The organism is Streptomyces sp. NPDC014861, from assembly GCF_043081625.1.
Classification (GTDB): domain Bacteria; phylum Actinomycetota; class Actinomycetes; order Streptomycetales; family Streptomycetaceae; genus Streptomyces.
On sequence record NZ_JBIBWV010000008.1, the window covers coordinates 230951 to 247668 of the forward strand.

Below are 16718 nucleotides of genomic sequence, written 5' to 3' on the forward strand. Positions count from 1 at the left end.
CTCGCGGCGGCTCCGACCCTAGGGTGACAGCACGCCGCGAGAGGCGTGCGGGACAGGGGAGGAACCCGAGATGAAGTACGTCGCGATGATCTACGGCAACCAGGCCAAGTGGGACGCGTTCCCGGCCGACGCCTGGCCGGAGGCGATCGCCCGCCAGGAGGCCTTCAACCGGAAGTACCGGGAGACCGGCGAACTGGTCGGCGCCTACGGACTCGCCGACGCCGCCGCCGCCCAGCTGGTGCGCCGCGAGGACGGCGCCCCGGCCGTCACCGACGGGCCCTACCTGGAGACCAAGGAGTACCTGGCCAGCTTCTACCTCCTCGACTGCGAGTCCCTGGAGCGGGCCCAGGCGATCGCCGCGGACATGCCCTTCGCGGACGTCGACCCGGTGGAGCTCTGGCCGGTGCTGCACGAGTCCGCGGCGGACGTGTGACCGCGGAACGGGCCGGCGTCGAGGAGCTGCTGAGGGCCTGCGCCCCGCGGGTCCTCGGCGCCCTCGTCCGCCGCCACGGCGACTTCTACGGCTGCGAGGACGCCGTCCAGGAGGCGCTGATCGCGGCGGCCCGGCAGTGGCCGGAGCAGGGGGTGCCGGACCGGCCGGGCGGCTGGCTGCTGGCCGTCGCCCACCGCAAGTACGTCGACCAGGTGCGCAGCGAGGCGGCCCGCCGCCGGCGCGAGGACACGGTCGCGGTCGCCACCCCGGCCGCCGAGCTGCTGGCGCCCGCCGCCGACGAGGCCCCGGACACCGACCGGGACGACTCGCTGGCGCTGCTCTTCCTCTGCTGCCACCGGGACCTGTCGCCGCCGAGCAGGATCGCGCTCACCCTGCGGGCGGTCGGCGGCCTCACCACCGCGCAGATCGCCGCCGCGTTCCTGGTGCCGGAGGCGACGATGGCGCAGCGGATCAGCCGCGCCAAGCAGACCGTCCGGGCGGCGGGGGACTCCCTCGTCCTGCCCGGGGCCGGGGACCGGGCGCCCCGGCTGGCCGAGGTCCGGCACGTGCTCTACCTGGTCTTCAACGAGGGGTACACGGCGAGCGGCGGCGAGGAGCTGACCGCGCCGGAGCTGTCGTCGGAGGCGATCCGGCTGGCCCGGCTGCTGCACCGGCTGGTCCCGGAGGACGCCGAGACGGCGGGCCTGCTGGCGCTGATGCTGCTCACCGACGCCCGCAGGGCGGCCCGTACCGGTCCGCACGGGGAGCTGGTCCCGCTGGCGGAGCAGGACCGTTCCCGCTGGGACGCGGCCCTGGTCGCCGAGGGCGTCGGGCTGATCAGCCGCACCCTCCCGCGCGGGCAGGTCGGCCCGTACCAGATCCAGGCGGCGATCGCGGCGGTGCACGACGAGGCGGAGGCGGCGGGGGCGACGGACTGGCCGCAGATCCTCGCCCTGTACGAGCTCCTGGAGCGGACCGGCGCCAACCCGATGGTCACCCTCAACCGCGCGGTGGCCGTCGCCATGGTGGAGGGGCCGGGTGCGGGGCTCGCCCTGCTCGACACGCTGGCGGCCGACAAGCGCATGGCCCGCCACCACCGGCTCCTGGCCACCCGGGCGCATCTGCTGGAGCTCTCCGGCGACCCGGCGGCGGCCGCGGTCGCCTACCGGGAGGCGGCCCGCCGCACCACGAGCGCCCCCGAGCGCCGCCACCTGACGGAGCGGGCCCGCCGGCTGGGATGACCCCGGGAAGGGCGGTCCGGCCGTCGGGAGTCCGTTCGACCTGTGCGTGTGGGTGAACGTGACGTGGGGTACAGTCTTCGACCCGATTGGCGGCCCATAGGCCCCGTATGGCAGACTAGCGGGGTTGCTCGGTTGAGTGCCGATGCTGCACGCCTCCCGTCGGGAGGACCGGAAGCGAGTCCCACGGTACTCGTCGCTCCTCATCAGGAGCGGACGTACGGGAATCTTCCGGGAAGTGTCAGCGGGGTACCGACCAGGCGCCCGGTGGGTGTTCACCCCCGTCCCGCGGTCTTCGGCCCGCACCCCCTTGGTTGGGAAATCCTTCGGGACTTCTTCGTAGAGGGAGTGCGACACGCCCGACCGCGTGGGTCGGAGGAGAACGGTGATCCTCCGGGCTCCAGAGCGTTTGACGACAAGACAGGACTACGGAGTAGCCATGGCGGGACAGAAGATCCGCATCCGGCTCAAGGCCTACGACCACGAGGTCATCGACTCCTCGGCGAAGAAGATCGTCGAGACGGTGACCCGCACTGGTGCGTCGGTCGCGGGCCCGGTGCCGCTGCCCACTGAGAAGAACGTGTACTGCGTCATCAAGTCGCCGCACAAGTACAAGGACTCGCGCGAGCACTTCGAGATGCGCACGCACAAGCGCCTCATCGACATCCTCGACCCCACGCCGAAGACGGTTGACTCGCTGATGCGTCTCGACCTGCCGGCCGGTGTCGACATCGAGATCAAGCTCTGAGGGCGCGCGAGATGGCTAAGAACATCAAGGGCATCCTGGGCGAGAAGCTCGGCATGACGCAGGTCTGGGACGAGAACAACCGGGTCGTCCCGGTGACCGTCGTCAAGGCCGGCCCGAATGTCGTCACCCAGGTGCGTACGAACGACGTCGACGGTTACGAGTCGGTCCAGATCGCCTTCGGCGAGATCGACCCGCGCAAGGTGAACAAGCCCCTCAAGGGCCACTTCGCCAAGGCCGACGTCACCCCGCGCCGCCACCTCGTCGAGCTGCGCACCGCCGACGCCGCCGAGTACACCCTCGGCCAGGAGATCACCGCCGAGGTCTTCGAGGCGGGCATCAAGGTCGACGTGACCGGCAAGAGCAAGGGCAAGGGCTTCGCCGGTGCCATGAAGCGCCACAACTTCCGTGGTGGCAAGGCCTCCCACGGTGCCCACCGCGTGCACCGCAAGCCGGGTTCGATCGGTGGCTGCGCCACCCCGGGCCGCGTCTTCAAGGGCATGCGCATGGCCGGCCGCATGGGCAACGAGCGCGTGACCACCCAGAACCTGACCGTTCACGCCGTTGACGCGGAGAAGGGCCTGCTCCTCATCAAGGGCGCGGTTCCTGGTCCGAACGGCGGCCTCGTCCTGGTCCGCACCGCGGCCAAGGGGGCCTGAGGATATGAGCACCATTGACATTCTGTCGCCTGCCGGCGACAAGACCGGGACCGTCGAGCTCCCGGCCGAGATCTTCGAAGCCAAGGTCAGCGTCCCGCTGATCCACCAGGTCGTCGTCGCGCAGCTGGCCGCCGCCCGTCAGGGCACGCACAAGGTCAAGACGCGTGGCGAGGTCCGTGGTGGTGGCAAGAAGCCCTACCGCCAGAAGGGCACCGGCCGCGCCCGTCAGGGTTCGACCCGCGCCCCGCAGTTCGCCGGTGGTGGCGTCGTGCACGGTCCCGTGCCGCGTGACTACTCGCAGCGGACCCCCAAGAAGATGAAGGCCGCCGCCCTCCGCGGTGCCCTCTCCGACCGGGCGAACCACTCCCGCATCCACGTCGTCACCGGCGTGGTCGAGGGTGAGGTCTCCACCAAGGCCGCCAAGACGCTGTTCGGCAAGATCTCGGAGCGCAAGAACCTGCTCCTGGTCGTCGAGCGTTCCGACGAGGCCGCGTGGCTGTCCGCCCGCAACCTGCCCCAGGTGCACATCCTGGAGCCGGGCCAGCTGAACACGTACGACGTGATGCGATCCGACGACGTGGTCTTCACCCAGGCCGCCCTCGAGTCCTTCGTGTCTGGCCCCAAGGCCGACGACAACGAGGGGAACGAAGCCTGATGGCCGAGATCACCAGCAAGACCTTCACGGACCCGCGCGACGTCCTCGTCAAGCCGGTTGTCTCCGAGAAGAGCTACGCCCTGCTCGACGAGAACAAGTACACGTTCATCGTCGCGCCCGGCTCCAACAAGACCCAGATCAAGCAGGCCGTCGAGGCGGTCTTCTCGGTCAAGGTCACCGGGGTCAACACGATCAACCGTCAGGGCAAGCGCAAGCGCACCCGCACCGGTTTCGGCAAGCGCGCCAACACCAAGCGCGCCATCGTGACCCTGGCCGAGGGCAACCGAATCGACATCTTCGGCGGCCCGACCGCCTGACGGCGGTCGAGTCGTCCGATATCGGACGAGGACTGAGAAATGGGTATCCGCAAGTACAAGCCGACTACGCCGGGCCGTCGTGGCTCCTCCGTAGCCGACTTCGTCGAGATCACGCGGTCCACGCCGGAGAAGTCGCTGGTCCGCCCCCTGCACAGCAAGGGCGGCCGTAACAACACCGGCCGGATCACCGTTCGCCACCAGGGTGGTGGACACAAGCGCGCCTACCGCGTGATCGACTTCCGTCGTCACGACAAGGACGGCGTGCCGGCCAAGGTCGCTCACATCGAGTACGACCCCAACCGCACCGCGCGCATCGCGCTGCTCCACTACCTGGACGGCGAGAAGCGCTACATCATCGCTCCCAAGGGTCTGACGCAGGGTGACCGCGTCGAGAACGGCCCCGGCGCGGACATCAAGCCCGGCAACAACCTGGCCCTCCGCAACATCCCGGTCGGTACCACGATCCACGCGATCGAGCTCCGTCCCGGCGGTGGCGCCAAGTTCGCCCGTTCCGCGGGTGCCTCCGTGCAGCTGCTGGCGAAGGAGGGCACGATGGCCCACCTTCGTATGCCGTCCGGTGAGATCCGTCTGGTCGACGCCCGCTGCCGCGCCACCATCGGCGAGGTCGGCAACGCCGAGCAGTCGAACATCAACTGGGGCAAGGCCGGCCGCAAGCGCTGGCTGGGCGTTCGTCCGACCGTTCGCGGTGTGGCGATGAACCCGGTTGACCACCCGCACGGTGGTGGTGAGGGCAAGACCTCCGGTGGTCGCCACCCGGTCTCCCCGTGGGGTCAGAAGGAGGGTCGTACTCGCTCGCCGAAGAAGGCTTCGAGCAAGTACATCGTCCGCCGCCGCAAGACGAACAAGAAGCGCTAGGAGCGGGTTTAGATGCCGCGCAGTCTCAAGAAGGGACCCTTCGTCGACGGCCACCTCATCAAGAAGGTGGACGCTCAGAACGAGGCCGGTACCAAGAACGTCATCAAGACCTGGTCCCGTCGCTCCATGATCATCCCGGCGATGCTCGGGCACACGATCGCGGTGCACAACGGCAAGACCCACGTCCCGGTGTTCGTCACCGAGTCGATGGTCGGGCACAAGCTCGGCGAGTTCTCGCCGACGCGTACCTTCCGGGGTCACGTCAAGGATGACCGGAAGTCGAAGCGCCGCTAGTAGCGGATCGCATTCAGACACGTAAGTAACTGAGAGGGACAACCATGGAAGCCAGGGCCCAGGCGCGGTACATCCGCGTCACGCCCATGAAGGCCCGCCGCGTGGTGGACCTGATCCGTGGCATGGATGCCACGGAGGCTCAGGCTGTTCTGCGATTCGCTCCGCAGGCAGCCTCCGTGCCGGTCGGCAAGGTGCTCGACAGCGCCATCGCCAACGCCGCGCACAACTACGACCACACGGACGCCAACTCGCTGTTCATCAGCGAGGCGTACGTCGACGAGGGCCCGACCCTGAAGCGGTTCCGTCCGCGTGCCCAGGGCCGTGCCTACCGGATCCGCAAGCGGACCAGCCACATCACCGTGGTCGTCAGCAGCAAGGAAGGAACCCGGTAATGGGCCAGAAGGTTAACCCGCATGGGTTCCGGCTCGGCATCACCACGGACTTCAAGTCCCGCTGGTACGCCGACAAGCTGTACAAGGACTACGTCAAGGAAGACGTCGCCATCCGTCGGATGCTGACGTCCGGCATGGAGCGCGCCGGCATCTCGAAGGTTGAGATCGAGCGCACCCGTGACCGTGTCCGCGTGGACATCCACACCGCTCGTCCGGGCATTGTCATCGGTCGCCGTGGCGCCGAGGCCGACAAGATCCGCGGCCAGCTGGAGAAGCTGACCGGCAAGCAGGTCCAGCTGAACATCCTCGAGGTCAAGAACCCCGAGGTCGACGCTCAGCTCGTGGCCCAGGCCGTCGCCGAGCAGCTCTCCTCCCGCGTCTCCTTCCGTCGGGCCATGCGCAAGAGCATGCAGTCCGCCATGAAGGCCGGCGCCAAGGGCATCAAGATCCAGTGTGGTGGCCGTCTCGGCGGCGCCGAGATGTCCCGCTCGGAGTTCTACCGCGAGGGTCGTGTGCCGCTGCACACGCTGCGCGCGAACGTCGAGTACGGCTTCTTCGAGGCCAAGACGACCTTCGGCCGCATCGGCGTGAAGGTCTGGATCTACAAGGGCGACGTCAAGAACATCGCCGAGGTCCGCGCCGAGAACGCTGCTGCCCGTGCGGGCAACCGCCCGGCCCGTGGCGGCGCTGACCGCCCGGCCGGCCGCGGTGGCCGCGGTGGCGAGCGTGGCGGTCGCGGTCGCAAGCCGCAGCAGGCTCCCGCTGCCGAGGCCCCCAAGGCCGAGGCCGCCGCCGCTCCGGCTGCTGAGAGCACCGGAACGGAGGCCTGACCGAAATGCTGATCCCCCGTAGGGTCAAGCACCGCAAGCAGCACCACCCGAAGCGCAATGGCATGTCCAAGGGTGGCACGCAGGTTGCGTTCGGCGAGTACGGCATTCAGGCCCTCACCCCGGCCTACGTGACCAACCGCCAGATCGAGGCCGCGCGTATCGCGATGACCCGCCACATCAAGCGTGGCGGCAAGGTCTGGATCAACATCTACCCGGACCGCCCGCTGACGAAGAAGCCTGCCGAGACCCGCATGGGTTCCGGTAAGGGTTCGCCGGAGTGGTGGATCGCGAACGTCAAGCCCGGTCGGGTGATGTTCGAGCTGTCCTACCCGAACGAGAAGATCGCGCGTGAGGCTCTGACTCGTGCGGCTCACAAGCTGCCGATGAAGTGCAAGATCGTTAAGCGCGAGGCAGGTGAGCTGTGATGTCGGCCGGTACCAAGGCGTCCGAGCTGCGCGAGCTGGGCAACGAGGAGCTTGTTGGCAAGCTCCGCGAGGCCAAGGAAGAGCTGTTCAACCTCCGCTTCCAGGCGGCGACGGGTCAGCTCGAGAACCACGGCCGTCTCCGGGCGGTCCGTAAGGACATCGCCCGGATCTACACCCTCATGCGAGAGCGTGAGCTCGGCATTGAGACGGTGGAGAACGCCTGATGAGCGAGAGCAACGTGACTGAGAAGACCGAGCGCAACGCTCGCAAGGTCCGCGAGGGCCTGGTCGTCAGCGACAAGATGGACAAGACCGTCGTCGTCGCCGTCGAGGACCGCGTCAAGCACGCGCTGTACGGCAAGGTCATCCGCCGTACCAACAAGCTCAAGGCTCACGACGAGCAGAACGCTGCCGGCATCGGCGACCGCGTCCTCCTGATGGAGACCCGGAAGCTGTCGTCGACGAAGCACTGGCGCGTCGTCGAGATCCTCGAGAAGGCCAAGTAATCCCTCCTAGGGGGACCCCCTAGGAACAGTTCCGCCAGGCTCGGCAGGGGCACTCCGGTGCCCCTGCCGGGAACCGGCAGACAATCAGGAGATAGACGTGATCCAGCAGGAGTCGCGACTTCGCGTCGCCGACAACACTGGTGCCAAGGAGATCCTTTGCATCCGTGTTCTCGGTGGTTCGGGTCGCCGCTACGCGGGCATCGGTGACGTCATCGTCGCCACCGTCAAGGACGCGATCCCCGGTGGCAACGTGAAGAAGGGTGACGTCGTCAAGGCGGTCATCGTTCGCACCGTCAAGGAGCGTCGTCGTCAGGACGGCTCGTACATCCGCTTCGACGAGAACGCCGCCGTCATTCTGAAGAACGACGGCGACCCTCGCGGCACCCGTATCTTCGGCCCGGTGGGCCGTGAGCTGCGCGAGAAGAAGTTCATGAAGATCATCTCGCTCGCGCCGGAGGTGCTGTAAGCATGAAGATCAAGAAGGGCGACCTGGTCCAGGTCATCACCGGCAAGGACAAGGGCAAGCAGGGCAAGGTCATCGCGGCCTACCCCGCCGACTCCCGTGTCCTGGTCGAGGGTGTCAACCGGGTCAAGAAGCACACGAAGGCCGGCCCGAACCAGGCCGGCGGCATCGTGACCACCGAGGCGCCGGTCCACGTCTCCAACGTCCAGCTGGTCGTGGAGAAGGACGGCAAGAAGGTCGTCACGCGTGTCGGTTTCCGCTTCGACGACGAGGGCAACAAGATCCGCGTTGCCAAGCGGACGGGTGAGGACATCTGATGGCTACCACCACTCCGCGTCTCAAGACGAAGTACCGCGAGGAGATCGCGGGCAAGCTGCGTGACGAGTTCTCCTACGAGAACGTCATGCAGATCCCCGGCCTCGTGAAGATCGTGGTCAACATGGGTGTCGGCGACGCCGCCCGTGACTCGAAGCTGATCGAGGGCGCCATCCGCGACCTCACCACGATCACCGGTCAGAAGCCGGCCGTCACCAAGGCCCGCAAGTCCATCGCGCAGTTCAAGCTGCGCGAGGGCCAGCCGATCGGTGCCCACGTCACCCTCCGTGGCGACCGCATGTGGGAGTTCCTGGACCGCACCCTGTCGCTCGCGCTGCCGCGCATCCGCGACTTCCGCGGCCTGTCCCCGAAGCAGTTCGACGGCCGGGGCAACTACACCTTCGGTCTCACGGAGCAGGTCATGTTCCACGAGATCGACCAGGACAAGATCGACCGTACCCGGGGTATGGACATCACCGTGGTCACCACGGCGACCAACGACGACGAGGGCCGCGCGCTTCTCCGTCACCTCGGCTTCCCGTTCAAGGAGGCGTAAGCGAGATGGCGAAGAAGGCTCTCATCGCGAAGGCTGCCCGCAAGCCCAAGTTCGGCGTGCGTGCCTACACGCGCTGCCAGCGCTGCGGCCGCCCCCACTCCGTCTACCGCAAGTTCGGCCTCTGCCGCGTGTGCCTTCGTGAGATGGCTCACCGTGGCGAGCTGCCGGGCGTGACCAAGAGCTCCTGGTAATTCCCCTTCGCCCTTTGGGCGTTGGCGAATGACCGGAGTCTCTCGGTAAGCATTGGGATGGCGGACTCCCACCCCCGCATGGCTTAGGCTAGTGGGGTTGGGCGTCCGCCGCCCTTACGACTTACTACGCCGTAGGTCCACCGCACCGCACCCGCCCCGTCTCGGATCGGGGAGAGGGATGGTGCACCAGGAAACCCCGGCGAGAGAGGCCGAAGGCCAATTCATGACCATGACTGATCCGATCGCAGACATGCTCACGCGTCTGCGTAACGCGAACTCGGCGTACCACGACACCGTGACGATGCCGCACAGCAAGATCAAGTCTCACATCGCGGAAATCCTCCAGCAGGAGGGCTTCATCACGGGCTGGAAGGTCGAGGACGCCGAGGTCGGCAAGAACCTCGTCGTCGACCTCAAGTTCGGTCCGAACCGTGAGCGCTCCATCGCGGGCATCAAGCGGATCTCGAAGCCGGGCCTCCGGGTTTACGCGAAGTCCACCAACCTGCCGAAGGTTCTCGGCGGCCTGGGCGTGGCGATCATCTCCACGTCCCACGGTCTCCTGACCGGCCAGCAGGCGCAGAAGAAGGGCGTGGGTGGGGAAGTCCTCGCCTACGTCTGGTAGTCGGGAACGGAGGAATAGCAATGTCGCGAATCGGCAAGCTCCCCATCACGGTTCCCGCCGGCGTGGACGTCACCATCGAGGGCCGCACGGTCACGGTGAAGGGTTCCAAGGGCACCCTGACCCACACCGTCGCCGCGCCGATCGAGATCGTTAAGGGCGAGGACGGCGTTCTGAACGTCACCCGTCCGAACGACGAGCGTCAGAACAAGGCCCTCCACGGCCTGTCCCGCACGCTGGTGGCCAACATGATCACCGGTGTGACCGCGGGATACGTCAAGGCGCTCGAGATCAGCGGTGTCGGTTACCGCGTGGCCGCGAAGGGCTCCGGTCTGGAGTTCCAGCTCGGCTACAGCCACCCGATCCTGATCGAGGCGCCCGAGGGCATCTCGTTCAAGGTCGAGTCCCCGACCAAGTTCTCGGTCGAGGGCATCGACAAGCAGAAGGTCGGCGAGGTCGCGGCGAACATCCGCAAGCTGCGGAAGCCCGACCCGTACAAGGCCAAGGGCGTCAAGTACGCCGGCGAGGTCATCCGCCGCAAGGTCGGAAAGGCTGGTAAGTAAGCCATGGCATACGGTGTCAAGATCGCCAAGGGCGACGCTTACAAGCGCGCCGCGAAGGCGCGTCGTCACCTGCGCATCCGCAAGAACGTGTCGGGTACGGCGGAGCGTCCGCGCCTCGTCGTGACGCGTTCGAACCGCGGCATCACCGCGCAGGTCATCGATGACCTCAAGGGTCACACCCTGGCGTCGGCGTCCCACCTGGACGCCTCCGTCCGCGGTGGCGAGGGCTCCAAGTCCTCGCAGGCCCAGCAGGTCGGCGCCCTGGTCGCCGAGCGCGCCAAGGCCGCCGGTGTCGAGGCCGTCGTGTTCGACCGTGGTGGCAACAGGTACGCCGGGCGCATTGCCGCTCTGGCTGACGCCGCCCGCGAAGCCGGGCTGAAGTTCTAAGCCCCGGTTCCGGGACTAACGGACGTAACAGAGAGAGGTAATCCAATGGCTGGACCCCAGCGCCGCGGCAGCGGTGCCGGTGGCGGCGAGCGGCGGGACCGGAAGGGCCGCGACGGTGGCGCTGCCGCCGCCGAGAAGACCGCGTACGTTGAGCGCGTAGTCGCGATCAACCGCGTCGCCAAGGTTGTCAAGGGTGGTCGTCGTTTCAGCTTCACCGCGCTGGTCGTGGTGGGCGACGGTGACGGCACCGTGGGTGTCGGTTACGGCAAGGCCAAGGAGGTGCCGGCCGCCATCGCCAAGGGTGTTGAGGAGGCCAAGAAGCACTTCTTCAAGGTCCCCCGTATCCAGGGCACCATCCCGCACCCCATCCAGGGCGAGAAGGCCGCGGGCGTCGTCCTGCTCAAGCCTGCTTCCCCCGGTACCGGTGTGATCGCCGGTGGCCCGGTGCGCGCCGTCCTGGAGTGCGCCGGCGTTCACGACATCCTGTCGAAGTCGCTCGGCTCCGACAACGCGATCAACATCGTGCACGCGACCGTGGAGGCCCTCAAGGGCCTGCAGCGTCCCGAGGAGATCGCGGCTCGCCGTGGTCTGCCCCTCGAGGACGTCGCCCCCGCGGCTCTGCTTCGTGCGCGTGCGGGAGCGGGTGCGTAATGGCTCGCCTCAAGATCACGCAGACGAAGTCGTACATCGGCAGCAAGCAGAACCACCGCGACACGCTGCGTTCGCTCGGGCTCAAGCGCCTGAACGACGTGGTCGTCAAGGAGGACCGCCCCGAGTTCCGCGGAATGGTGCACACCGTCCGCCACCTCGTGACGGTTGAGGAGGTCGACTGATCATGGCGGAGAACAACCCGCTCAAGATCCACAACCTCCGTCCCGCCCCGGGCGCCAAGACCGCCAAGACCCGTGTGGGTCGTGGTGAGGCGTCGAAGGGTAAGACGGCCGGTCGTGGTACCAAGGGCACCAAGGCCCGTTACCAGGTTCCGGAGCGCTTCGAGGGTGGCCAGATGCCCCTCCACATGCGTCTCCCGAAGCTCAAGGGCTTCAAGAACCCGTTCCGCACCGAGTACCAGGTCGTGAACCTGGACAAGCTGGCCGCGCTCTACCCGCAGGGTGGCGAGGTCACGGTGGCCGATCTGGTCGCCAAGGGTGCGGTTCGTAAGAACCAGCTCGTCAAGGTGCTCGGCACCGGCGAGGTCTCCGTGGCGCTGCAGGTGACGGTCGACGCCGTCTCCGGCTCCGCCAAGGAGAAGATCGCCGCCGCCGGCGGCACCGTCACCGAGCTCGTCTGAGACGACTCGATGGCCTGAACATCCGACCGGGGATGCCTCTCAAAAGGGGCATCCCCGGTTGGTCGTTCCTAGGGGGGCATGGTCGCCGGTAAGGTGGCGTGCACCGTCCATGCTCATGCGGTATAGACCGCAGGAGTCGGGACTGATCCAATCAGTCATTGTCGAATCTCAAAACCGTCACCTCTGACGCATAGCGCGGGGGTCGCAGGAGGCACCGTGCTCACCGGCTTCGCCCGGGCGTTCAAGACGCCCGACCTGCGCAAGAAGCTGCTCTTCACGCTGGCGATCATCGTGCTGTACCGCCTCGGGGCCCATGTCCCCGTCCCCGGCGTCAGCTACGAGGCCGTCCAGATGTGCGTGGACCAGGCGAGCGAGGGCAACAACAGCCTGTTCGGCCTGGTGAACATGTTCAGTGGCGGCGCACTGCTGCAGATCACCATCTTCGCGCTCGGCATCATGCCGTACATCACGGCGAGCATCATCCTGCAGCTGCTCACCGTCGTGATCCCGCGACTGGAAGCCCTCAAGAAGGAGGGGCAGAGCGGCACGGCGAAGATCACGCAGTACACCCGCTACCTGACGATCGCGCTCGCGGTCCTCCAGGGCACGGGCCTCGTGGCCACCGCCAAGAGCGGCGCCCTCTTCAGCGGCTGCAACGTCGCCGACCAGGTCGTCCCGAACCCCACGATCTTCACCATCGCCGTCATGGTCCTCACCATGACCGCGGGCACCGCCATCGTGATGTGGCTCGGTGAGCTCATCACCGACCGCGGCATCGGCAACGGCATGTCGATCCTGATGTTCATCTCGATCGCCGCCGGCTTCCCGGGCGCGCTGTGGGCCATCAAGGAGAGCGGCAAGCTCGCCCAGGGCTGGATCGAGTTCGGCACCGTCATCCTGATCGGCTTCGTGATGGTGGCCCTCGTCGTCTTCGTCGAGCAGGCCCAGCGCCGCATCCCGGTGCAGTACGCGAAGCGCATGATCGGCCGCAGGTCGTACGGCGGTACGTCCACTTACATCCCGCTCAAGGTGAACCAGGCAGGTGTGATTCCTGTCATCTTCGCGTCGTCGCTGCTCTACATCCCGGCGCTGATCGCGCAGTTCTCCAGCTCGCAGGCGGGCTGGAAGACCTGGATCGAAGCCCACTTCGTCAAGGGTGACCACCCCTACTACATCGCGACGTACTTCCTCCTGATCGTGTTCTTCGCCTTCTTCTACGTGGCGATCTCGTTCAACCCCGAGGAAGTCGCCGACAACATGAAGAAGTATGGTGGCTTCATCCCGGGTATCCGGGCTGGTCGACCTACTGCCGAGTACCTGAGCTACGTGCTCAACCGGATCACTTGGCCGGGCTCGCTGTACTTGGGTCTGATCGCTCTTGTGCCGACGATGGCGTTGGCAGGCTTCGGCGGTGCCAATGCCAACTTCCCCTTCGGCGGGACGAGCATCCTCATCATCGTGGGTGTGGGGCTGGAGACCGTGAAGCAGATCGAGAGCCAGCTCCAGCAGCGCAATTACGAAGGGTTCCTCCGCTGATGCGAATCGTCCTCGTCGGACCGCCCGGGGCCGGCAAGGGAACGCAGGCCGCGTTCCTCGCCAAGAACCTGGCCATCCCGCACATCTCCACGGGTGACCTGTTCCGTGCCAACATCTCGCAGGGCACGGCGCTGGGCCTGGAGGCGAAGGGTTACATGGACCGGGGCGAGCTCGTCCCGGACGAGGTGACCATCGGGATGGCCAAGGACCGTATGGAGCAGGCCGACGCCGTCAACGGCTTCCTGCTCGACGGGTTCCCGCGCAACGTGGCTCAGGCCGAGGCCCTGGATGTCGTGCTGAAGGCCGACGACATGCAGCTGGACGCGGTCCTGGACCTCGAGGTCCCCGAGGACGAGGTCGTGAAGCGGATCGCGGGTCGCCGCATCTGCCGCAACGACTCCTCGCACGTCTTCCACGTCGAGTACAACGCCCCGAAGACCGCGGGCGTCTGCGACACCTGTGGTGGCGAGCTCTACCAGCGTGCCGACGACTCCGAGGAGACCGTCCGCAAGCGGCTGGAGGTCTACCACACGCAGACCGAGCCGATCATCGACTACTACCGGGCGCAGAACCTGGTCGTGACGATCTCGGCGCTCGGCAAGGTGGACGAGGTCACGGCGCGCGCGATGGCCGCGCTGAAGAAGTAACCCCACGCTCACGCGGTACGGCCGCGGTGCCCCTCACGGGCGCCGCGGCCGTATCGTTGTTCTGTCCCCGTACTCGTTGGAAAGGCCCCCGTCACGATGGTCCAGATCAAGACCCCGGAGCAGATCGCGAAGATGCGCGAGGCGGGGCTGGTCGTCGCCGCCATCCACGCGGCGACCCGCGAGGCGGCGGTGCCGGGCGCGACGACGAAGGACCTGGACGAGGTCGCGCGCAAGGTGATCGCCGACCACGGGGCGAAGTCGAACTTCCTCGGGTACGGCGGCTTCCCCGCCACCATCTGCACCTCGGTCAACGAGGTCGTCGTCCACGGCATCCCGGACGAGAAGACCGTCCTCAAGGACGGCGACATCATCTCCATCGACTGCGGCGCGATCGTCGACGGCTGGCACGGCGACGCCGCCTACACCGCCTTCGTCGGCACCGGTCACGCCCCGGAACTCATCGAGCTCTCCCGGGTGACCGAGGGCTCGATGTGGGCCGGCATCGCCGCGATGCGGGTGGGCGCGCGACTGGTCGACATCTCGAAGGCGATCGAGTCGTACATCAAGCGCCAGCCGCGGCCGGCCGCCGGCGACCACAGCCTCGGCCGCTACGGCATCGTCGAGGACTACGGCGGCCACGGCATCGGCACCGAGATGCACATGGACCCGCACCTCCTGAACTACGTCTCCCGCAAGCGCGGCAAGGGCCCGAAGCTGGTCCCCGGCTTCTGCCTGGCGATCGAGCCGATGGTCTCCCTCGGCACCCCGCGCACGGAGGTCCTGGAGGACGACTGGACGGTCGTCTCCACCGACGGGACCTGGTCCTCGCACTGGGAGCACAGCGTCGCCCTCACCGAGGAGGGCCCCCTGGTCCTCACCGCGGTCGACGGCGGCAAGGCGAAGCTCGCGGAGCTGGGCGTCACGGCGGCGCCGGACCCGCTGGCGTAGACCGTGTGCCTCCGGCCCCGGGCCGGGGTGGTGCGTGCCTCCGGCCCCGAGCCCGCGAGTGGCGCGTGGGGCAGGACCGCACCGCCGGCGTAACCGTCGGGTTCCGGCGGAGTAATGATCTTCCGCGTTGGGCAGATTCCCCGGATTCGTCTTTTCGAGGGGCCTGACGTAGACTGATGCGTCGGCTCTCGTGTACCCGTGTGTCCGCACCGGGGAGTGAGAGTCGATCAAGGTAGCCGATTCGAAGGGCGAAGCGTGGCCAAGAAGCAAGGTGCCATCGAAATCGAGGGCACCGTGATCGAGTCCCTGCCGAACGCCATGTTCAAGGTGGAGCTCCAGAACGGTCACAAGGTCCTCGCGCACATCTCCGGCAAGATGCGGATGCACTACATCCGTATCCTCCCGGACGACCGGGTCGTCGTGGAGCTCTCTCCGTACGACCTGACGCGTGGCCGGATCGTCTACCGCTACAAGTAGATCTTGCCCGCACCCCGCCTCCGCGCGCGGGTGGTGGCACTGACCCGGAGAACCTCACATCCCATGAAGGTCAAGCCGAGCGTCAAGAAGATCTGCGACAAGTGCAAGGTGATCCGCCGTCACGGTCGGGTCATGGTCATCTGCGACAACCTGCGCCACAAGCAGCGCCAGGGCTGACGCACGCCGACCGACCTGCAACTTCGCAGTTCTTCGCGCGACGCATAGCAATACGTACATACGCAGAGCCCGTCCGGCCGTGATCCACGGCTGACGGCACCTCCGGCGGGGGCCGGGGACCCGACCTGTACCTCATACGGCAGCCGGGAACGGTTCTGCAGCAGACCCCCGAGAACACAGGAGCCATTGAATGGCACGCGTTTCCGGTGTTGACATCCCGCGCGAGAAGCGCGTGGTGGTCGCACTCACCTACGTCTTCGGCATCGGGCGTACCCGGTCCGAGGAGATTCTCGCCGCGACCGGCGTGAACCCGTCCACCCGTGTCCGCGACCTTGCCGAGGAAGACCTCGTCAAGATCCGCGAGTACGTGGACGCCAACCTCCAGACCGAGGGTGACCTCCGCCGCGAGATCGCCGCCGACATCCGCCGCAAGGTCGAGATCGGCTGCTACCAGGGTCTTCGCCACCGTCGTGGCCTGCCCGTCCGGGGTCAGCGCACCAGCACGAACGCTCGTACCCGCAAGGGCCCGCGTCGCGCCATCGCCGGCAAGAAGAAGCCGGGCAAGAAGTAGTCCTCAGCGGACGCTCGACCAAGCGGTCTTCGCTGTAGGACCGACCACCTCCCGTAGGAGTAAGAGATGCCCCCCAAGGGACGTCAGGGCGCTGCCAAGAAGGTGCGCCGCAAGGAAAAGAAGAACGTCGCTCACGGCCACGCGCACATCAAGAGCACGTTCAACAACACGATCGTCTCGATCACGGACCCCTCGGGCAACGTGATCTCCTGGGCCTCCGCCGGCCACGTCGGCTTCAAGGGCTCGCGCAAGTCCACCCCCTTCGCCGCGCAGATGGCCGCCGAGTCGGCCGCCCGCCGCGCGCAGGAGCACGGCATGCGCAAGGTCGACGTCTTCGTCAAGGGTCCCGGCTCCGGCCGTGAGACCGCGATCCGCTCCCTCCAGGCCACCGGCCTCGAGGTCGGCTCGATCCAGGACGTCACCCCCACGCCGCACAACGGCTGCCGTCCCCCCAAGCGCCGCCGCGTCTGACGCACGGCCTGCTTGACCAGGGCTTTCGGGCGGTGCGCCTCTTTCCGAGGCGTGCCGCCCGTACCCTTGTAACACCGCCGGGCTCCGCCCGGTGACCGTCGGGCGTCAAATAGTGGGCGTCCACGACTGAAGGAACA

Annotated in this window: 30 protein-coding genes; all 30 read left to right on the top strand. The window is 67.3% G+C overall.

Annotation, left to right across the window (positions count from 1 at the left end):
• The first annotated feature begins 70 nt into the window (after window positions 1-70).
• The 30 genes from ACF1BN_RS19280 (at window position 71) to rpsK (ending at window position 16581) form a co-directional block, all read left to right on the top strand.
• A complete protein-coding gene (locus ACF1BN_RS19280) occupies window positions 71-433 on the top strand; it encodes a YciI family protein (protein ID WP_392332787.1) in 363 nt (120 codons plus the stop codon).
• The gene (locus ACF1BN_RS19285) at window positions 430-1674 is read left to right on the top strand and encodes an RNA polymerase sigma factor (RefSeq protein WP_392332788.1); all 1245 of its coding nucleotides are present in this window, start codon (window positions 430-432) and stop codon (window positions 1672-1674) included. The genes ACF1BN_RS19280 and ACF1BN_RS19285 overlap by 4 nt, the downstream gene beginning before the upstream one ends.
• Before the next feature lie 436 nt (window positions 1675-2110).
• Window positions 2111-2419 (top strand): 30S ribosomal protein S10, encoded by a 309-nt coding sequence (gene rpsJ / locus ACF1BN_RS19290; RefSeq protein WP_003948644.1) that lies wholly within the window; start codon window positions 2111-2113, stop codon window positions 2417-2419.
• A gap of 11 nt (window positions 2420-2430) precedes the next feature.
• Entirely contained in the window at window positions 2431-3075 is a 645-nt protein-coding gene (gene rplC, locus ACF1BN_RS19295) for a 50S ribosomal protein L3 (RefSeq protein ID WP_392332789.1), read from the top strand.
• Window positions 3076-3079: 4 nt separating this feature from the next.
• Window positions 3080-3730 (top strand): 50S ribosomal protein L4, encoded by a 651-nt coding sequence (gene rplD, locus ACF1BN_RS19300; RefSeq protein ID WP_392332790.1) that lies wholly within the window; start codon window positions 3080-3082, stop codon window positions 3728-3730.
• Window positions 3730-4047 carry a 50S ribosomal protein L23 gene (rplW, locus tag ACF1BN_RS19305; protein ID WP_030759382.1) on the top strand — a complete coding sequence of 106 codons (318 nt, stop codon included), beginning with the start codon at window positions 3730-3732 and terminating at the stop codon, window positions 4045-4047. The genes rplD and rplW overlap by 1 nt, the downstream gene beginning before the upstream one ends.
• 39 nt (window positions 4048-4086) lie before the next feature.
• Complete coding sequence (rplB, locus tag ACF1BN_RS19310) at window positions 4087-4923, top strand: 50S ribosomal protein L2 (RefSeq protein ID WP_017239576.1); 837 nt, start codon at window positions 4087-4089, stop codon at window positions 4921-4923.
• Window positions 4924-4935: 12 nt separating this feature from the next.
• Complete coding sequence (gene rpsS, locus ACF1BN_RS19315) at window positions 4936-5217, top strand: 30S ribosomal protein S19 (RefSeq protein ID WP_043230274.1); 282 nt, start codon at window positions 4936-4938, stop codon at window positions 5215-5217.
• A 44-nt stretch (window positions 5218-5261) separates the two neighbouring features.
• Window positions 5262-5609: a 50S ribosomal protein L22 gene (rplV, locus tag ACF1BN_RS19320; protein ID WP_055517281.1), complete on the top strand. Its 348-nt coding sequence runs from the start codon at window positions 5262-5264 to the stop codon at window positions 5607-5609.
• A complete protein-coding gene (rpsC, locus tag ACF1BN_RS19325) occupies window positions 5609-6439 on the top strand; it encodes a 30S ribosomal protein S3 (protein ID WP_030759375.1) in 831 nt (276 codons plus the stop codon). The genes rplV and rpsC overlap by 1 nt, the downstream gene beginning before the upstream one ends.
• A 5-nt stretch (window positions 6440-6444) precedes the next feature.
• Window positions 6445-6864, top strand: a complete 420-nt coding sequence (gene rplP, locus ACF1BN_RS19330; protein ID WP_030494257.1) for a 50S ribosomal protein L16 — start codon at window positions 6445-6447, stop codon at window positions 6862-6864.
• Entirely contained in the window at window positions 6864-7088 is a 225-nt protein-coding gene (rpmC, locus tag ACF1BN_RS19335) for a 50S ribosomal protein L29 (protein ID WP_345039134.1), read from the top strand. Before rplP ends, rpmC begins: the two co-directional genes overlap by 1 nt.
• The gene (gene rpsQ / locus ACF1BN_RS19340) at window positions 7088-7369 is read left to right on the top strand and encodes a 30S ribosomal protein S17 (RefSeq protein WP_024755411.1); all 282 of its coding nucleotides are present in this window, start codon (window positions 7088-7090) and stop codon (window positions 7367-7369) included. Before rpmC ends, rpsQ begins: the two co-directional genes overlap by 1 nt.
• A 97-nt stretch (window positions 7370-7466) precedes the next feature.
• On the top strand, window positions 7467-7835 hold the full coding sequence (gene rplN / locus ACF1BN_RS19345; protein WP_003956455.1) for a 50S ribosomal protein L14: 369 nt from the start codon (window positions 7467-7469) through the stop codon (window positions 7833-7835).
• Window positions 7836-7837: 2 nt separating this feature from the next.
• Window positions 7838-8149 carry a 50S ribosomal protein L24 gene (gene rplX / locus ACF1BN_RS19350; protein ID WP_043230276.1) on the top strand — a complete coding sequence of 104 codons (312 nt, stop codon included), beginning with the start codon at window positions 7838-7840 and terminating at the stop codon, window positions 8147-8149.
• Complete coding sequence (gene rplE, locus ACF1BN_RS19355) at window positions 8146-8703, top strand: 50S ribosomal protein L5 (RefSeq protein ID WP_360309124.1); 558 nt, start codon at window positions 8146-8148, stop codon at window positions 8701-8703. The genes rplX and rplE overlap by 4 nt, the downstream gene beginning before the upstream one ends.
• A gap of 5 nt (window positions 8704-8708) precedes the next feature.
• Window positions 8709-8894, top strand: a complete 186-nt coding sequence (locus ACF1BN_RS19360) for a type Z 30S ribosomal protein S14 (protein WP_003956452.1) — start codon at window positions 8709-8711, stop codon at window positions 8892-8894.
• A gap of 223 nt (window positions 8895-9117) precedes the next feature.
• Window positions 9118-9516 (top strand): 30S ribosomal protein S8, encoded by a 399-nt coding sequence (gene rpsH, locus ACF1BN_RS19365; RefSeq protein ID WP_030759363.1) that lies wholly within the window; start codon window positions 9118-9120, stop codon window positions 9514-9516.
• Between the two features lie 20 nt (window positions 9517-9536).
• Window positions 9537-10076 carry a 50S ribosomal protein L6 gene (gene rplF / locus ACF1BN_RS19370; RefSeq protein ID WP_392332791.1) on the top strand — a complete coding sequence of 180 codons (540 nt, stop codon included), beginning with the start codon at window positions 9537-9539 and terminating at the stop codon, window positions 10074-10076.
• A 3-nt stretch (window positions 10077-10079) separates the two neighbouring features.
• Window positions 10080-10463, top strand: a complete 384-nt coding sequence (gene rplR / locus ACF1BN_RS19375; RefSeq protein ID WP_169088486.1) for a 50S ribosomal protein L18 — start codon at window positions 10080-10082, stop codon at window positions 10461-10463.
• 45 nt (window positions 10464-10508) lie between these two features.
• Window positions 10509-11114 (top strand): 30S ribosomal protein S5, encoded by a 606-nt coding sequence (rpsE, locus tag ACF1BN_RS19380; protein ID WP_030201551.1) that lies wholly within the window; start codon window positions 10509-10511, stop codon window positions 11112-11114.
• Window positions 11114-11296 (top strand): 50S ribosomal protein L30, encoded by a 183-nt coding sequence (gene rpmD / locus ACF1BN_RS19385; RefSeq protein ID WP_005313525.1) that lies wholly within the window; start codon window positions 11114-11116, stop codon window positions 11294-11296. Before rpsE ends, rpmD begins: the two co-directional genes overlap by 1 nt.
• 2 nt (window positions 11297-11298) lie before the next feature.
• Window positions 11299-11754, top strand: coding sequence for a 50S ribosomal protein L15 (gene rplO, locus ACF1BN_RS19390; RefSeq protein WP_030494264.1), 456 nt, complete (start codon window positions 11299-11301; stop codon window positions 11752-11754).
• Window positions 11755-11970: 216 nt separating this feature from the next.
• A complete protein-coding gene (gene secY, locus ACF1BN_RS19395; protein WP_392332792.1) occupies window positions 11971-13290 on the top strand; it encodes a preprotein translocase subunit SecY in 1320 nt (439 codons plus the stop codon).
• The gene (locus ACF1BN_RS19400; RefSeq protein ID WP_392332793.1) at window positions 13290-13937 is read left to right on the top strand and encodes an adenylate kinase; all 648 of its coding nucleotides are present in this window, start codon (window positions 13290-13292) and stop codon (window positions 13935-13937) included. Before secY ends, ACF1BN_RS19400 begins: the two co-directional genes overlap by 1 nt.
• A 96-nt stretch (window positions 13938-14033) precedes the next feature.
• Window positions 14034-14885, top strand: a complete 852-nt coding sequence (map, locus tag ACF1BN_RS19405; protein ID WP_392332794.1) for a type I methionyl aminopeptidase — start codon at window positions 14034-14036, stop codon at window positions 14883-14885.
• 255 nt (window positions 14886-15140) lie between these two features.
• Window positions 15141-15362, top strand: coding sequence for a translation initiation factor IF-1 (gene infA / locus ACF1BN_RS19410; protein WP_003956442.1), 222 nt, complete (start codon window positions 15141-15143; stop codon window positions 15360-15362).
• 63 nt (window positions 15363-15425) lie between these two features.
• Window positions 15426-15539: a 50S ribosomal protein L36 gene (gene rpmJ / locus ACF1BN_RS19415; RefSeq protein WP_003956441.1), complete on the top strand. Its 114-nt coding sequence runs from the start codon at window positions 15426-15428 to the stop codon at window positions 15537-15539.
• A gap of 190 nt (window positions 15540-15729) precedes the next feature.
• On the top strand, window positions 15730-16110 hold the full coding sequence (gene rpsM / locus ACF1BN_RS19420) for a 30S ribosomal protein S13 (RefSeq protein ID WP_015035595.1): 381 nt from the start codon (window positions 15730-15732) through the stop codon (window positions 16108-16110).
• Between the two features lie 66 nt (window positions 16111-16176).
• Window positions 16177-16581, top strand: a complete 405-nt coding sequence (gene rpsK, locus ACF1BN_RS19425; RefSeq protein WP_003956432.1) for a 30S ribosomal protein S11 — start codon at window positions 16177-16179, stop codon at window positions 16579-16581.
• Window positions 16582-16718 lie beyond the last annotated feature (137 nt).

Coding starts and splice junctions, on each gene's coding strand:
- ACF1BN_RS19400 (WP_392332793.1), top strand. CDS start 13,290: ATGCGAATCGTCCTCGTCGGACCGCCCGGGGCCGGCAAGGGAACGCAG.
- rplB (WP_017239576.1), top strand. CDS start 4,087: ATGGGTATCCGCAAGTACAAGCCGACTACGCCGGGCCGTCGTGGCTCC.
- rpsH (WP_030759363.1), top strand. CDS start 9,118: ATGACCATGACTGATCCGATCGCAGACATGCTCACGCGTCTGCGTAAC.
- rpmD (WP_005313525.1), top strand. CDS start 11,114: ATGGCTCGCCTCAAGATCACGCAGACGAAGTCGTACATCGGCAGCAAG.
- rplW (WP_030759382.1), top strand. CDS start 3,730: ATGGCCGAGATCACCAGCAAGACCTTCACGGACCCGCGCGACGTCCTC.
- rplO (WP_030494264.1), top strand. CDS start 11,299: ATGGCGGAGAACAACCCGCTCAAGATCCACAACCTCCGTCCCGCCCCG.
- rplP (WP_030494257.1), top strand. CDS start 6,445: ATGCTGATCCCCCGTAGGGTCAAGCACCGCAAGCAGCACCACCCGAAG.
- rpsQ (WP_024755411.1), top strand. CDS start 7,088: ATGAGCGAGAGCAACGTGACTGAGAAGACCGAGCGCAACGCTCGCAAG.
- rpsM (WP_015035595.1), top strand. CDS start 15,730: ATGGCACGCGTTTCCGGTGTTGACATCCCGCGCGAGAAGCGCGTGGTG.
- ACF1BN_RS19280 (WP_392332787.1), top strand. CDS start 71: ATGAAGTACGTCGCGATGATCTACGGCAACCAGGCCAAGTGGGACGCG.
- rpmJ (WP_003956441.1), top strand. CDS start 15,426: ATGAAGGTCAAGCCGAGCGTCAAGAAGATCTGCGACAAGTGCAAGGTG.
- rplC (WP_392332789.1), top strand. CDS start 2,431: ATGGCTAAGAACATCAAGGGCATCCTGGGCGAGAAGCTCGGCATGACG.
- rplX (WP_043230276.1), top strand. CDS start 7,838: ATGAAGATCAAGAAGGGCGACCTGGTCCAGGTCATCACCGGCAAGGAC.
- ACF1BN_RS19360 (WP_003956452.1), top strand. CDS start 8,709: ATGGCGAAGAAGGCTCTCATCGCGAAGGCTGCCCGCAAGCCCAAGTTC.
- rpsK (WP_003956432.1), top strand. CDS start 16,177: ATGCCCCCCAAGGGACGTCAGGGCGCTGCCAAGAAGGTGCGCCGCAAG.
- rplV (WP_055517281.1), top strand. CDS start 5,262: ATGGAAGCCAGGGCCCAGGCGCGGTACATCCGCGTCACGCCCATGAAG.
- rpsC (WP_030759375.1), top strand. CDS start 5,609: ATGGGCCAGAAGGTTAACCCGCATGGGTTCCGGCTCGGCATCACCACG.
- rplD (WP_392332790.1), top strand. CDS start 3,080: ATGAGCACCATTGACATTCTGTCGCCTGCCGGCGACAAGACCGGGACC.
- rpsS (WP_043230274.1), top strand. CDS start 4,936: ATGCCGCGCAGTCTCAAGAAGGGACCCTTCGTCGACGGCCACCTCATC.
- rpsJ (WP_003948644.1), top strand. CDS start 2,111: ATGGCGGGACAGAAGATCCGCATCCGGCTCAAGGCCTACGACCACGAG.
- rplR (WP_169088486.1), top strand. CDS start 10,080: ATGGCATACGGTGTCAAGATCGCCAAGGGCGACGCTTACAAGCGCGCC.
- rplF (WP_392332791.1), top strand. CDS start 9,537: ATGTCGCGAATCGGCAAGCTCCCCATCACGGTTCCCGCCGGCGTGGAC.
- rpmC (WP_345039134.1), top strand. CDS start 6,864: ATGTCGGCCGGTACCAAGGCGTCCGAGCTGCGCGAGCTGGGCAACGAG.
- rpsE (WP_030201551.1), top strand. CDS start 10,509: ATGGCTGGACCCCAGCGCCGCGGCAGCGGTGCCGGTGGCGGCGAGCGG.
- map (WP_392332794.1), top strand. CDS start 14,034: ATGGTCCAGATCAAGACCCCGGAGCAGATCGCGAAGATGCGCGAGGCG.